Annotated in this window: 14 protein-coding genes; 4 read left to right on the forward strand and 10 right to left on the reverse strand. The window is 32.4% G+C overall.

Annotated elements, in window-relative coordinates; all coding sequences use genetic code 11:
• Positions 1-4: 4 nt before the first annotated feature.
• The 3 genes from DFQ07_RS12990 (at position 5) to DFQ07_RS13000 (ending at position 4,045) form a co-directional block, all read left to right on the forward strand.
• On the forward strand, positions 5-1,546 hold the full coding sequence (locus tag DFQ07_RS12990) for an acyl-CoA carboxylase subunit beta (RefSeq protein ID WP_133537569.1): 1,542 nt from the start codon (positions 5-7) through the stop codon (positions 1,544-1,546).
• A gap of 388 nt (positions 1,547-1,934) precedes the next feature.
• Complete coding sequence (locus DFQ07_RS12995; protein ID WP_133537571.1) at positions 1,935-3,299, forward strand: reverse transcriptase/maturase family protein; 1,365 nt, start codon at positions 1,935-1,937, stop codon at positions 3,297-3,299.
• A gap of 143 nt (positions 3,300-3,442) precedes the next feature.
• Complete coding sequence (locus DFQ07_RS13000) at positions 3,443-4,045, forward strand: SLATT domain-containing protein (RefSeq protein WP_133537573.1); 603 nt, start codon at positions 3,443-3,445, stop codon at positions 4,043-4,045.
• A 145-nt stretch (positions 4,046-4,190) separates the two neighbouring features.
• On the opposite strand, the gene arfB is transcribed toward DFQ07_RS13000, so the two are convergent.
• The 5 genes from arfB to DFQ07_RS13025 form a co-directional block, all read right to left on the reverse strand.
• On the reverse strand, positions 4,191-4,592 hold the full coding sequence (arfB, locus tag DFQ07_RS13005) for an alternative ribosome rescue aminoacyl-tRNA hydrolase ArfB (RefSeq protein WP_133537575.1): 402 nt from the start codon (positions 4,590-4,592) through the stop codon (positions 4,191-4,193).
• A gap of 614 nt (positions 4,593-5,206) precedes the next feature.
• Positions 5,207-5,827, reverse strand: a complete 621-nt coding sequence (locus DFQ07_RS13010) for an AAA family ATPase (RefSeq protein WP_133537577.1) — start codon at positions 5,825-5,827, stop codon at positions 5,207-5,209.
• On the reverse strand, positions 5,788-6,420 hold the full coding sequence (pnuC, locus tag DFQ07_RS13015) for a nicotinamide riboside transporter PnuC (protein ID WP_133537579.1): 633 nt from the start codon (positions 6,418-6,420) through the stop codon (positions 5,788-5,790). The genes DFQ07_RS13010 and pnuC overlap by 40 nt, the downstream gene beginning before the upstream one ends.
• Positions 6,404-6,664 carry a hypothetical protein gene (locus DFQ07_RS13020; RefSeq protein WP_133537581.1) on the reverse strand — a complete coding sequence of 87 codons (261 nt, stop codon included), beginning with the start codon at positions 6,662-6,664 and terminating at the stop codon, positions 6,404-6,406. Before DFQ07_RS13020 ends, pnuC begins: the two co-directional genes overlap by 17 nt.
• Positions 6,665-6,737: 73 nt before the next feature.
• Positions 6,738-7,364, reverse strand: coding sequence for a 4'-phosphopantetheinyl transferase family protein (locus tag DFQ07_RS13025; RefSeq protein ID WP_133537582.1), 627 nt, complete (start codon positions 7,362-7,364; stop codon positions 6,738-6,740).
• Positions 7,365-7,425: 61 nt separating this feature from the next.
• Here DFQ07_RS13025 and ahcY point away from each other — a divergent pair, with 61 nt between their 5' ends.
• Positions 7,426-8,742, forward strand: coding sequence for an adenosylhomocysteinase (ahcY, locus tag DFQ07_RS13030; RefSeq protein WP_133537584.1), 1,317 nt, complete (start codon positions 7,426-7,428; stop codon positions 8,740-8,742).
• 86 nt (positions 8,743-8,828) lie between these two features.
• Here ahcY and DFQ07_RS13035 read toward each other — a convergent pair whose 3' ends face one another.
• The 5 genes from DFQ07_RS13035 to tilS form a co-directional block, all read right to left on the reverse strand.
• Positions 8,829-9,836, reverse strand: coding sequence for a TlpA family protein disulfide reductase (locus tag DFQ07_RS13035; RefSeq protein WP_133537586.1), 1,008 nt, complete (start codon positions 9,834-9,836; stop codon positions 8,829-8,831).
• Between the two features lie 67 nt (positions 9,837-9,903).
• Positions 9,904-10,230 (reverse strand): flagellar basal body-associated FliL family protein, encoded by a 327-nt coding sequence (locus tag DFQ07_RS13040; protein WP_133537588.1) that lies wholly within the window; start codon positions 10,228-10,230, stop codon positions 9,904-9,906.
• Positions 10,231-10,391: 161 nt separating this feature from the next.
• Positions 10,392-11,927, reverse strand: a complete 1,536-nt coding sequence (locus DFQ07_RS13045; protein ID WP_133537590.1) for a YifB family Mg chelatase-like AAA ATPase — start codon at positions 11,925-11,927, stop codon at positions 10,392-10,394.
• A 146-nt stretch (positions 11,928-12,073) separates the two neighbouring features.
• Positions 12,074-14,032, reverse strand: a complete 1,959-nt coding sequence (locus tag DFQ07_RS13050; protein WP_133537592.1) for a protein-disulfide reductase DsbD family protein — start codon at positions 14,030-14,032, stop codon at positions 12,074-12,076.
• 23 nt (positions 14,033-14,055) lie between these two features.
• Positions 14,056-15,369 carry a tRNA lysidine(34) synthetase TilS gene (tilS, locus tag DFQ07_RS13055; RefSeq protein WP_133537594.1) on the reverse strand — a complete coding sequence of 438 codons (1,314 nt, stop codon included), beginning with the start codon at positions 15,367-15,369 and terminating at the stop codon, positions 14,056-14,058.
• Between the last annotated feature and the right edge of the window lie 17 nt (positions 15,370-15,386).

Below are 15,386 nucleotides of genomic sequence, written 5' to 3' on the forward strand. Positions count from 1 at the left end.
ATACATGAAATCTAAAATAGAAGAATTACAACATAAAATAACTGAGGCGAAATTAGGAGGAGGACAAAAGCGTATAGATCGTCATCATCAAAAAGGAAAATTAACAGCCAGAGAGCGTATTGATTATTTATTAGACGAAGGTTCTTTTGAAGAAGTAGGAATCTTGGTAACACATAGAACTACCGATTTCGGAATGGAAAATCAGCAGTTTTATGGTGATGGAGTGGTAACTGGATACGGAACCGTAAATGGACGCTTGGTGTATGTGTTTGCGCAAGATTTTACCGTGTTTGGAGGATCATTATCAGAAACACATGCCGAAAAAATTTGTAAGATTATGGATTTGGCAGTGAAGGTAGGAGCGCCTTTAATTGGGTTGAATGACTCGGGTGGAGCTCGAATTCAGGAAGGAGTGCGTTCGTTAGGTGGTTATGCCGATATTTTTTATCGTAATGTACAAGCATCGGGAGTAATACCACAAATTTCTGCGATTATGGGACCTTGTGCAGGTGGTGCGGTATATTCACCAGCCATGACCGATTTTACCATCATGGTAGAGAATTCGAGTTATATGTTTGTAACAGGACCTAACGTGGTAAAAACAGTAACAAACGAAGAAGTTACTTCGGAAGAATTAGGTGGTGCGAGCGCACATTCTACCAAATCGGGAGTAACACATTTAACGGCTGCGAACGATGTGCAATGTTTGGAAGATATCAAAACCTTGTTGAGTTATATGCCTCAGAACAATCAGGAAACTACGGAGAAATTACCGTTTGAATTAGGTGATGAATTCCGTGAAGAGTTAGCTAATATCGTTCCTGATAATGCCAACAAGCCCTACGATATGCGCGCCGTGATTGACGGTATTGCAGATACTGATTCTTTTTTTGAAATTCATAAAGATTATGCTGATAATATTGTTGTTGGATTTGCTCGTTTAGGAGGAAGAAGTGTAGGAATTGTTGCTAACCAACCGATGAGTTTAGCAGGATGTTTGGATGTAAACAGTTCTAAAAAAGCAGCACGATTTACCCGTTTTTGCGATTGCTTTAATATTCCGTTGTTGGTATTGGTAGATGTACCAGGATTTTTACCGGGAACCGACCAAGAGTGGAATGCGATTATTACCAATGGAGCTAAATTATTGTATGCGTTGAGTGAAGCTACAGTGCCAAGAGTAAGTGTAATTACTCGTAAAGCCTATGGTGGAGCCTATGACGTAATGAACTCAAAACATATTGGGGCAGATATGAATTTTGCATGGCCTAGTGCAGAAATTGCAGTAATGGGAGCCAAAGGAGCGAGTGAAATTATTTTTAAGAAAGAAATTGCTGAAGCTGAAGACCACGAAGCGAAACTAGCCGAAAAAGAAGCGGAGTATGCTGATAAGTTTGCGAACCCATACCGAGCAGCAGCACGTGGATTTATAGACGAGGTGATTTTACCAGAAGAAACCCGTAGAAAACTAATCAAAGCTTTTGCCATGTTAGAAGGTAAAAAGGTAGAACGCCCTAACAGAAAACACGGGAATATACCGTTGTAAAAGATAAAGATTATACTATTTTTTTGGAGGCGCTTCTATATAGAAGCGTCTTTTCTTTTGTTTCTTTTGGATGAGTTTTGATAAAACATCGATACTTAATAAAACAACATTTATAACTTAAATATTTGACTTTGTGGAATTCCGTAAAAATGTATACACACTTTGTGTTAGGTTCGCAAGAATTGTAAGAGCAATTAGCTTTTTATAATTAATTAACAAATAGCAGTAACTCGTTAATAACTTTACTTTTGATAAAGTATTGGATTTGATATATTTGAGAGTGTATAAAAATTGCTAAACTTATATGATATCCCATGCTTTTATCGGGATAAAAAAACTAAAGTTTGGTATATAACGAGTTAGGCACAATACTGAATAAAAATTGATTATGACAGAATACTTTTCTGAAGAAACCTTATCAATCTTATATGAAAAAAAATATAAAGACTCAAAATCAAAAGGATTAGACAAAATCAATTGTTTAAATTTCAATAAAGGAAATGAACTTGCTATAATCCATAGAAAAGTAATCGATTCAAGTTATGAATTTACACCTTATTTAGAAGTACTTAAATTAAAAGGCAGGTTTAAACTTCCAAGGTTAATTTCTGTGCCAACTTTACGAGATAGGGTAACTCTCTTAGCATTAAAGGAATACTTACACAATAAATTTCCTGAAAGTGTAAACAGAAAATTGCCAAATCATTATATAAAAGATTTGAAGCATTTTTTAAATGCATCAAATAGTAAAGAAAACATTCATTATATAAAACTTGATATTAAAAATTTTTATGATAGAATAAATAGGACTATTTTAATTAATATTTTAAAAGAGAAAAAGGTTGATAATACTTTGATTGAATTAATAAAAAAGACAATTTCAACTCCAACAATTCCTGCCTCAACTAAAAAAAATAATTATAATGGATTTTTAACCAATAAGGGAATCCCTCAAGGGTTAGCAATTTCAAATATTTTAGCTCAAATATACCTTCATGAATTTGACAAAGACATTAAAAAACGTAATTTTTTCTATCAGCGATATGTCGATGATATAATCATTTTAAATCAAGGAGAAATTACTAAATATAGGAATAATAATATCGAAAAAAGCCTTAATAAGCTTGACTTAGAGCTTAATGAAGAAAAAACAGAAAGAAACTCATTAAAAAAAGAATTTAATTTTTTGAGTTATTCAATTGGTATTAAAAGTATATCTATCGCTGAGAATAATATAGAAAAATTCATTAAAAGAATTGCTGGAAAGTTTACTTGGTTCAGGAATAATTTAAACAACCCTAGTTTAAGACCAAATTGGATAAAAACTGAAGAAAGATTAGTAGAAATCTTTATAGAAGAATTAAATGACAGTATAACAGGAATAATTTCTAAAGACAAAAACTACGGTTGGTTGTTTTATTTCTCCGAAATGACAGACATATCTTTGTTATTTAAATTAGATAAAATTATTCAAAGCTTTTTCTTAAGTGAAAAGTATTTTAAGACAATCCCCAAAAACCTAAAAAAACTAGTTAGAACTTATTATGTGATTTCTTACGATAAAAATAAAAACTACATAAGTAATTACGATAATTATAACTCAATTAAAAGGAAACGAGATTTTTTAACCTTTAGAGGGAAATTAAATCCCGACATTCACTACGAAGATGAGGAGATAAAAAAAATGTTTGAAAAATATCAAAATAAACAACTTCAAAATGTTGAGAAAGACATAGGATATAATTACTTTTAGAAATTAGGGCTACTTCCTTTTTTTAAGGAACTTGCTTTTTTGCAAGTATTTGTAATATAGACTCTTTGAAGCTTATGATTTCCTTTTAGGAAAAAATGCAATTATGTTTTTTAAGTAGCCCTTTTAAAAAAAAATAACTAAACATGGAAGACGAAATTAAACTATTAAACAAAAAAATTAAGGAAACAAAAGGAAGTCGTTTTGTCGCAGCAAAAAGATTAGAAGACATAGACACTTGGTCTTCTTTGACTATAAATATTTTTTCAGTTTATATAATTGTTGTGAATTTACTTGTTTTAATAGAGCCAAGACCTGCATTTCTAACTGGGAATTTTATAACTTTTATAACTGTCTCGTTTTCAATTCTCATTCTTGTTCTTTCAAACATAATTAATGCAAGAAATTATAAATCTAAATCAACGGAATATCACAATTGCGGAACACAACTTTCTGTTTTAAGTGATAAATTATATTTTTATATAAACGGCTTAACAACTCCAAACATTTATGATATAAAAAACATTTCTAAAGATTATAATGTCATTATTCAAAAGTCAAACTTGAATCATAAATCAATTGATTTTGATTATTATAGAATGAAAAGAATCAACGATGAAGAATATAATTATATAAAAAACAAGAATTGGTTTATTTTTAAAGTGTGGATTGAATTTAATTATGTTAGTAAAATAAAATACATTTTGATAATAGCTTTACCGTTAATATCAACTTTAATATTATTCTAAAAGTAAAGTGCCTAACAACGGATATAAAAAATTGCTTCACTTCTACTATATTGAAAAACGGTGTTAAAAAATACAACTTTTTTCATATACAAAACAGTTGAAAAGCATTAAATCTACTTCATTCTAAAGTAAATTATTTATAACCCTAAAACCGAAATTTTTTTCGGTTTTCTTTTTTTTCAGCGCGTTGTTTTTTTTCGTCTAAACGTTTGGTTACAGCTGCTTTTTTAGGTTTGGTAGCCTTACGTACTTTAGGTACTACTAAAGCTTGTTCTATTAAGTTAAAAAAGCGTTCAATTACCAACTCTTTATTACGATGTTGCGAGCGACTTTCTTGAGAGCTTAAGGTTAATGCATTGTCTTTAGACAATCTGTTGTCTAGGTTTTTAAGTAACAGTTCTTTTTCTTCATCTGTGAGTCCCTCAGAGTCTTCAATAGTAAAGGTCAGTTCTACTTTAGAGGATACTTTGTTTACATGCTGTCCGCCTGCACCAGAGCTTCGTACGGCTTTAAAATTGAGTTCTTTTAATAGTTGTTCTTTGTTCATGATTTTCAATGAGTACCTCAAATATAGGGAATCTGTTGTTTTTTGTAAAGATTCCTTGATAATAGAAGTTACTCCGCTTGATGAGATTTATCCCTTTGGTCGAAATGATGTTTAAGATTGTTTATGTTAGGTTATAATAATTAATAGCTGTCATTTCGAAGGAGGTTACGACTGAGAAATCTTAAAGTTGGGTGTTAGGAGTTTTAAAGAACAGAAGTTACTCCTGTTAATGAGATTCCTCCTCCTTCGTCGTTCGGAATGACGTTTAGCGATAGTAGTAATGACGGTATGTTTTTAGGTTCGTCATAACGAGGAGTGTTTATGACGTGGTTATCTTTTTCTCAACAAACAGATTGCTTCGCTATCGCTCACAATGACGCAACTCGTCATTTCGAAGGAGGTACGAAGGGCTAGCATAGAGACCTCTCACATACGTTGGAGGTGACATGTATAAATAAATGTCATATTAATGACAATTCACACGTCATTTCGAACTGTAGAGGAACGGAAGTGAGAAATCTTAAAGTTTGGTGTTAGGAGTTTTAAAGAACAGAAGTTACTCCTATTATTGAGATTCCTCCTCCTTCGTCGTTCGGAATGACGTTTAGGGATTCTTATAAATCGTAATTAGGAGCATCGGTCAATGTATCTGAAAAAGAGTACAGGTTTTCTTTTCTAGCTAGTAATTCGTCAATCACTGCTACGGCTTTTTTAAAGCGGGTTTCTTTATCTCCTTTTAGCAACACATATGGTCTGTTGTATTTTTTTAACGCATTTTCAAACGCTTGGAACATTTCTATACGTTGCTCTGGTCTGTCGCGTAAATCATCTGCTTCCCAAGGCGTATCGATATAGGTTAAGAAATAAACATCGTAACTATTTTCAATAGCAGCTTCATCTAGTTTAGGGTCTACAAAACCGCCATAATATTCTTCAGAATACACTTTAGTTTCTAACAAATCGGTATCACAAATCAAGACCTTGTCGGCTTTTTTAGCCAACTCGTTTTCTAAGCCAATTTGTCCTTTAGCAATCGGAATTAAATCACTTTGCTCACAAGTTTTACGTTCGTTGTTCCACTTATCTTGTAAATACTCTCGAGCATATTCTGGAGCCCAAACCGTATTGTAATGTCGTGCTAACTGACCAGAAAGCGTTGTTTTTCCTGTACTTTCTGGACCGAATAACACCACCTTTACAAGGTTGATAGGTTGTTGTTTAAGTGTTTTTTCCATGCTACATATCCTGCTATTGCAATAAAGGTAAAAATTAAATATTGAAAACTGGTAAAGGTAAATCCTTTATAAAAGTAAAAGGGAACTGAAATAATATCTCCAATAATCCAGTACACCCAGTTTTCTATTTTTCGTTTTGCCATTAACCACATTCCAACAAAAAATATGGCAGTGGTAACCGTGTCAACATATGCTGTCCAGCTATTCCATTTGTCGAAAGAAGTATAAACAATGTATACAAACAATAGAGTTGCCAAAAATATTAGTACACTAATTTTTTTCTCTTTGGCTGTAGTTCTAGAAATTGGTGTTACATGCGTTGCATCTACTTTACGGGTCCAAACATACCACCCGTACACACTCATAATAAAGTAGTAGCCGTTAATCATCATGTCGCCCAACAAACCCCACTTAAGTAATAAGTAAACAAAAATAGCGGTGCTAACCATTCCCGTAGGGAATACCCAAATTTTATTCTGTTTAGAATACCAAACCGATAAAAAACCGAAAATTACGGCAATAATTTCTAGCCAAATTTCAATAGGGTTGTAGTCAGCATATTGACCAAAAAGGAAATCAAAAAGTTGGTTCATAATCGCTACGATCGGTTTTTACAACCTTCATAAATAAAAGTCCATTATCTATTAATTCAAACGTGTTTTTTAGCTCAGAAGTAATCAAGCTCATTACGGTATCATAGTCACCATATACTTGGGTGCTTAACGGATTTTCAAGTACCGTTAAACCAGAAGCTCTTAACTTTTTAATGAAATTGATAATAGGTTCTTCAAATTCGTTTTGAAGTGGACTTAGGGTAAGTTCTACAGAGATTTTCATCGTTCTTTTTATTGAAAAGAGACAAAGTTACAAAGTTTCAAAGTTGTTTAAGATGTTTTAAAGGAATTGTTCCTTAGTATGCATATACACAGGTAAAACCTTCCATTTCTAAGAAGCGAATATCGTAGTCGGAAGTTTCACTTTCATACAAGATTTTCCCAGTTGTTTCATTGTTTTCGAAAGAGAAATCTTCGATATAAATGTTTTCTAAAAAGAGTAGTTTTTTCTTTCCGTATATTTTGTACAAACTTTCTTTGGCTCCCCAAACAATGGTTAGTTTACTTACCAAAGCATCGTGGTTAGCAATCGATTTGTACTCTTCAATAGGAGTGAACTTATGGGCAATTTTTACAATTTTATCGCGCTGCATTTCAATGTCAATTCCTACCGGTTGTTGGGTTGAAACAATAACTGCAGAAAAAATAAAAGAATGCGTTATCGAAATAAAATTACCATCTTTTAAATGTGGTTTTCCATACTCATCATATACCAAATCGTTATCGGTATACCCAAACTCTTTTAATAAATGGCGTACACTTAAAAAACCTCTTTGATGTAAATCGGACTTCATGTTGTTTACACGTTGCCGATTTTCATCGGTAAGAATTATCCCTTTAGAAAGCTCTTCGAAAGGTTCATCAATCTTCCAAATCAGTGCTTTAGCGTGTTCGTTAACCGTTAATGTTTTGTAAAGAGGCATATTTTAGAAAGTTATTTCGTAATTTTGCGACTCAAAATAAGATATATAAATATACAAAAATATGAGTACAAAAACCGTTACATATGTTCCTTACAAAGTTAAAGATATTTCTTTAGCCGAATGGGGAAGAAAAGAGATTGAATTGGCAGAGGCGGAAATGCCTGGGTTAATGAGTTTAAGAGAAGAGTACAAAGATGAGCAACCTTTAAAAGGGGCAAGAATTGCAGGATGTTTACACATGACAATTCAAACTGCGGTTTTAATTGAAACATTACAAGCTTTAGGTGCTGAGGTTACTTGGAGTTCTTGTAATATTTTCTCTACTCAAGATCAAGCTGCTGCGGCAATTGCAGCTGCAGGTACTCCTGTATATGCTTGGAAAGGGATGAATGAAGAAGAATTTGATTGGTGTATCGAGCAAACCTTATTCTTTGGTGAAGATCGTAAGCCATTAAATATGATTTTAGATGATGGTGGAGATTTAACCAACATGGTATTAGATAAATATCCTGAATTAGCTAAAGGAATTAAAGGATTGTCAGAAGAAACGACTACGGGTGTTCACCGTTTATACGAGCGTGTTAAGAATGGAACCCTACCAATGCCGGCAATTAACGTAAACGATTCGGTTACTAAATCGAAGTTTGATAACAAATACGGATGTAAAGAATCTGCAGTAGATGCAATTCGTCGTGCTACAGATGTAATGTTAGCAGGTAAAAGAGTAGTGGTTTGTGGTTACGGTGATGTAGGTAAAGGTACTGCAGCTTCATTTAAAGGAGCAGGAAGTATTGTTACCGTTACTGAAATTGATCCAATTTGTGCGTTACAAGCAGCAATGGATGGTTTTGAAGTGAAGAAATTAGAAACTGTTGTTGGAAATGCTGATATCGTAATTACTACTACAGGAAACAAAGATATCGTTCGTCCAGAGCACTTCGAAGCAATGAAAGATAAAACGATTGTATGTAATATTGGTCACTTTGATAATGAAATCGATATGGCTTGGTTAAATGGAAACTACGGAGATACTAAAGTTGAAATCAAACCACAAGTTGATAAATACACCATTAAAGGTAATGACATTATTGTATTAGCAGAAGGGCGTTTAGTAAACTTAGGTTGTGCTACTGGTCACCCAAGTTTTGTAATGTCTAACTCATTTACCAACCAAACATTAGCGCAAATCGAATTATGGAAGAATTCAGAAGCGTATAAGAATGAAGTGTATATGTTACCAAAGCATTTAGATGAAAAAGTAGCAAAATTACACTTAGCTAAAATTGGTGTTGAATTAACAGAATTAAGCGAAGATCAAGCAGCTTATATTGGAGTAACTGTTGAAGGACCATTTAAGCCAGAACACTATAGATACTAGTTCATAGAATCTAAAGAATAAAGATAAAAAATCCCGCAACTTAGTTGCGGGATTTTTATTGTGATATATTTTAACTTTAAAATGAATTACATTTTTAAAGAATCAAATAACTCAATTAATTTAGGACTAGAAGGTCTAGGTGCATTTGCATCTACAATGTTTCCTTGTGGGTCTAATAAAATGAATCGAGGAATACTGTTTACTCTATATGCATCAGCAAAAGTTTTATCTCCTTTAGAGTATAATTGAACTCCTACTAATTCCATGTCAGTAACCATTTTTTTCCAAGTTTCGTAGTCTTTTTCTCTATCAACAGAAATACTTACAAACTCGATATTTTTTTCACGGTATTTTTCTTCTACGGTCTTTAAAAAAGGAATTTCGTTTTTACATGGTTGACACCAAGTTGCCCACATATCAATATATACATACTTACCTTTTAAATCATCTAAAGAAGTAGTATTTCCTTTGTGGTTTTCGTAATCAACAAATTTAGGAGACTCTTTACCAGCAGCTAAAGTTTTAGCTAAGTATTGCTTGTCGTTGTATACCTTTGTTAAGTACTTTTCTAAACCAGTAATACTTTGCTTTTGGTTGGCAACAAAAGTTGAATCTAAAGATGCGGCATCTATATTTTTATTAAACCCATCAACAAAAGAAGAAACTTTAGCTCTAAAATCTAACTCAGGTAAATCCATTAATTCTTTATCTCCAAATAATTCATCTTGTTTTAATAAAGCCTGAGCTAAGAAAGCGCTTTCTTTAGAACCATCCCCAGTGAAGGTAATTGTTTTATCAAATTCATTTGCATCTAGAGACATATTTATATCGGCCCCATTTTTTAAATATAAAGTAGCATATTCTTTACCGTCAAAAAATCTATAGAAACCATCTTTTACATTCATGGTGTCTTTAAACATCCCATTTTCATCAACTTTGATAACTCTGTTAAATTGAAATTGTGGATTTGATATTACAACAGAGTCTGAATTTTTATTAGTTATTTTTCCAGAGAAAGTGACGTAATCTTTTGATTCTTTGTTACAAGCGATAAAGGCTAATGCAAAAAGTGATGTGTAAATAAATTTTTTCATCTATAAAATTTTTGTAGTAAACGGTAAATTTATAAATATTATTTAAAGTATAAGTGTTAAAAAAATATTAATCACTACCACAATGTTCTTTTCGTAATGTGTTAATAGTTTTTAATGATATTTCTATGCCATTTTCTTCATATTGAGATTTTACTCCTGAAAAAAGAAAAGCAACTACGCGAATAATGACTATTAAAAAAGAGATACAAAATACAACAACAAAAATGAATAAAATGATTTTTGAAACCCAATTAGCTTTTTGATAGATTTCATTTTTATCATGACAGTAAGCAACAAAGCAATGCTCAATACTATCTATAGGCTTAAAGGTGAAGTTAACTACGTTTTCTAGTAGCTTCCAAAATCTAGAAGGGTCTCCTTCTTCGTGGTGCATAAAAAAACCAATGCGAGCAGAGATTGTATTGTCTGGGTTTCCTTTTGCAAAAGCGTTGCCTAACTAATCAAAAGCAATAAGTATATTTAAAAACCAAGTTGGTTTCCTTTTTATGTTTTTATCATTAATAGCTTTATAGTATGTTTCTTTTTTTATAAGAATTAATTCAACCAACCCTCACGGTCTAAGCTTCTGTATTGTATGGCTTCAGTAATATGTTCTGATTCGATATTTTTTGCTTGCGCTAAATCGGCAATAGTACGTGATACTTTTAAAATTCGATCATAAGCCCGTGCTGAAAGATTTAATTTTTCCATAGCAATTTTTAACAATTGTTTGCTTTCTTCTGATAGTTTACAAAATTCTCGTATTTGTTTTACACTCATTTGAGCATTATAATGGGTATTCTCGAAATTTTTATATCGCTCGGTTTGAATTTCTCTAGCTTTTGTTACACGTTTTCTAATATCAACACTGCTTTCACCTTTTCGCTCTTCGGATAGTTTGTCAAAAGGAACTGGTGTTACTTCAATATGAATATCGATTCTATCTAACAACGGACCAGATATTTTACTTAAATAACGTTGCATTTCTGCAGGAGAGGAGGTCATTGGAGAGTCTGAATTATTGAAGTATCCTGACGGACTAGGGTTCATGCTAGCCACTAGCATAAAGCTACTAGGATAATTCACGGTAAACCTAGCTCTTGAGATGGTAACTTCTCTATCTTCTAAAGGTTGACGCATTACTTCTAAAACGGTACGTTTGAATTCTGGAAGTTCATCTAAAAAAAGTACACCATTATGAGCTAAAGATATTTCACCAGGTTGCGGATATTGTCCTCCGCCTACCAATGCTACGTCAGAAATTGTATGATGGGGAGAACGGAAAGGGCGTTGATACATCAAGCCAGTATTTTGAACTTTACCAACGACAGAGTGTATTTTGGTTGTTTCTAATGCTTCGTGCAACGTCATTGGAGGTAAAATAGATGGAAGTCGTTTTGCTAACATGGTTTTTCCGGCTCCTGGTGGACCAATTAAAATAATATTATGACCACCAGCTGCTGCTATTTCCATACAACGCTTAATAGATTCTTGTCCTTTTACATCAGCAAAGTCGAATTCAGGAAAATCAATGTGTTTGTAGAATTCAGCACGGGTGTCAACTATTGTAGGTTCAATTAGCTTATCGCCATTGAAATGATTGATTACTTCTATAATACTTTCAGCTCCTAAAATAGTTAGGTTACTTACAATAGCAGCTTCTTTAGCATTTTCTTTAGGGAGAATCAAATATTTAAATCCTTCTTCACGTGCTTTAATAGCCATAGGTAAAGCCCCTTTTATTGGCTGTAAACTCCCATCTAAAGAAAGTTCTCCCATAATGATGTACTCTTCAATGTTTGATGATTGAATTTGTTTAGAAGCAGCTAATATTCCAATAGCTAAGGTTAAATCATAGGCAGCTCCTTCTTTACGAATATCGGCAGGTGCCATGTTAATAATAATTTTCTTTCCCGGAAGTTTGTAATTGTTATTAGCTAAAGCAGCAGAAATTCTATAGGAACTTTCGCTAACAGCTTTGTCAGGTAAACCCACTAAATGATAGCCTATTCCTTTATCAATATTTACCTCTACAGTTATGGTGGTAGCTTCAATACCAAAAACTGAGCTTCCATAGACTTTTACTAGCATATTTTTTCTCTTTCTGTTAAAGATAGGAAAAAATGAGAAATATGATGGTGTAAGGAAAGTATGTTAAGAATATAGAACAGTTACTAGTTGTACAAAAAAAAGCCTCTTTTTAAAAAGAGGCTTTTTTTTATTGTAAAAGTATACTATTACTTGGTATTGAAACGGTCTAAACCAGTTTTTAACCAATTGTAATATGTTGTATGGTCTGTATATTGTTGAGGTGAATTTAAAACCTCTAATTCAGGACTCATTAATACATAAAATGGTTGAGATGCTGTTTTAAAGTTAGCAGCTTGTAATGTAGCCCATTTATCACCATAAGTTCTAATTCTTTTTACCTTACCATTAGATTTGATAAAGTCAAATTGTTCCTCTTCAGGTAACATTCTTTGGTGATCATCTACGTACAATGAAATTAATACGTAATCGTCATTGATTAAAGAATAGATGTTTGGTTGGCTCCAAATATTTTCTTCCATTTTACGACAGTTTACACATGCCCATCCTGTAAAATCTAACAATACAGGCTTGTTAACTGATTTTGCATATGCAATACCTTCTTCAAAATCTTTGAAACAGTTTAAGTTAAGTGGGCAGTGGTTGTCTTTTTGATAGATACTATGGAATTTAGGTGGAGCAAAACCACTTAATAATTTATTTTGATTCCACATAGGCTTTTCTAAAACACCAGGAGCTAAATACACAGCTAAAGCTAGTGAAGCAAGACCTACTAACACTCTAAAGAATGTTAACTTTCCATATCTTTTTCCTATAATACCAAATAAGTACAATGCCACTAATAATGCTATAAAAGCCCAGATACCAATAAAGATCTCTCTTTTTAATAATCCCCAGTGACCAACTAAATCAGCATTTGATAAAAATTTGAAAGCAAAAGCTAATTCAATAAATCCTAAAACAACTTTAATAGAGTTTAACCATCCACCAGATTTAGGTAAAGTATTTAACCAATTAGGGAACATAGCAAACAGAGCAAATGGTAATGCTAATGCTAAACCAAAACCAACCATACCTACTGATAATTGCATTGCTCCTCCGCTTAAAGATCCTGCTAATAACGATCCTAAAATAGGACCTGTACATGAAAATGATACAATAGCTAAGGTTAAAGCCATGAAGAAGATACCTATAATCCCTCCAATATTAGAGGCACTATCCGCTTTATTACTCCAAGAACTAGGTAAGGTTAATTCATAAAAACCAAAGAATGAACCAGCAAAGAATATTAAAATAACAAAGAAGAATAAGTTTAACCAGATATTAGTTGATATACTGTTTAAGATTTCTGGATCTAAAGTGTCTAAGAAATGGAAAGGAAGACTGATTAATCCATAGATTAAAACAATGAAGAAACCATATAAAACTGCACTACCTATTCCTCTGCCTTTCTTCTCAGTACGCTTTGTGAAAAAAGATACTGTTAAAGGTACCATTGGGAATACACATGGAGTTAAAAAAGCTAACAATCCACCAACAAAACCTAAAAGGAAAATATTTAATAAAGTGTTGTCACTTTCATCTTCTGATGTATCAGTAGAACTCTTTAATAAAACAGTATTTTTTAAGTCTAAGTTTAAAGACTGAGATAATGTTTTACTTTTATCGTCAACTTCAGCAACAGTTTGAGAAACTTTTTCACCAGTTAAAGAGAAAGTAAAGTCTTCATCAAAAGGTAAACAGTATTCTTTACATACTTGAGCTTTAAAATTTAAAGTTACTGTTGTTAAAGAAGTATCTTGAACAGTAATTCTTTGTGTTAATTTAGCTTCTTCTACAAAGAAAATTTCATCCATTGCCCAAATTTCACTGAATTCTGTTTCAGTATCGCTTTCTTTAGCTTTACCATTTAAAGCATAACCAGTTTGCCCTTCAGCTGGAGAAATAATCATTGGTAAAGAAGCACCTTCTGGGTTATATTGAGAGTATAAGTGCCAGTCTTCTGCTACAAGCACGTCAAAAATTAAGTCGTATTCTGTGTCTGAGATTTTCTCGACCTTAGGAGTTACAACTACAGGATTATCGTCGGATTGAGAATAAACCGCAAAACCTATGAGTAATAAAAATAGAGTAAAGAATTTTTTCATTCTATGTAGTTTGATGGGGTTAATTAAATACTAATTTTCAGTAATTCGGTTGTTTTTTCTGTTGGTAAAAAGCGTCTGTCTTGTCGTTTGCCAATAATCCAAATAATTTCATTTTTACTTGAACAGAGTAACCAAATTTTATTTTTGTCTATTACAGATATTTTTTCGTCTTTAAAATACTTACTGATTTTTTTTCGCCCTAACATTCCTGTAGGATAAAAATAATCGCCGACATTCCATTTTCTAAGGATTAATGGATAACTAAGTAATTTATTATCAACGTATATGCTTCTGTTGTCGATAATCATTCTTGTATGAACGTTCTCGAACAACAGTTGAATTGGCGTTGTAATTTTATTGTTTCCCTCCCTTATAATGAAATGCTCATCAGTTAATGAACTTTTTTCATTAGTGCGTAAAAGTAATAAAAAATCTCTGTCTTTCAACAAAGTATAAAATTTTGTTAAAATTCGTTTGCCAGATTGAGCGTGAATTAAGCTATAAACATCGTTCCATTCCGTGAATTTATAAGGCTTTAAGAGCTGATATAGGTATGCTTCTAGATTCGATAATTTTAACAGTTTTTGAATGTTAATTTTTAACAGATCACCCTCTTTTGAAAGAATTTCTGTAGAAATTTCTTCTATTTTATCATTAATAATTTGTTGAGACTGATTTAAATGGTCAATTGTTTTGTTAAAAGAAGCTAAAAGGTTAGGATTCAGTTCTTTTAATAGAGGGGTTATTTGATGGCGTATCTTATTTCGAAGATATTTCGTTTCCGCATTACTTTTATCTTCACGCCATTTAATATTGTTCTCTTGTGCAAAGTTCAAAATTTCATCACGAGAAAAAACAAGTAGAGGTCGAACTATATTTTCGTTTATTACAGGGATTCCTGTTAGTCCTTCTAAACCAGTACCTCGAGTAAAGTTGATTAAAAAAGTTTCTAAATTATCATCTGCATGATGAGCTGTAAGCAAATAGTCAAAATGATGCTTTTTGATTAATTGATTAAACCAATTATAACGTAGTTCTCTGGCTGCTAATTGAGTTGATAATTTATTTTCAATAGCATATTTATTAGTGTTGAAATGAGTTGTAAATGTTGTAAGAGTTAGTTTTTTACCCAAATTCTCAACAAATTTTTCATCTAAATCACTTTCCTTTCCTCGTAATTGAAAGTTACAATGTGCCAATGCAATACTAAATCCTAACTGATGTAATATATGAGTTAATACAACACTGTCAATTCCCCCAGAAACAGCAATTAGTAGTTTTCTTCCTTTTAAAAAAGGAAGACGACTATCAATATGTTTTGCTAATTCTTCAAGCATAGGGGAGAGGGTCAATA

It is taken from the genome of Tenacibaculum caenipelagi (assembly GCF_004363005.1).
GTDB classification, from domain to species: domain Bacteria; phylum Bacteroidota; class Bacteroidia; order Flavobacteriales; family Flavobacteriaceae; genus Polaribacter; species Polaribacter caenipelagi.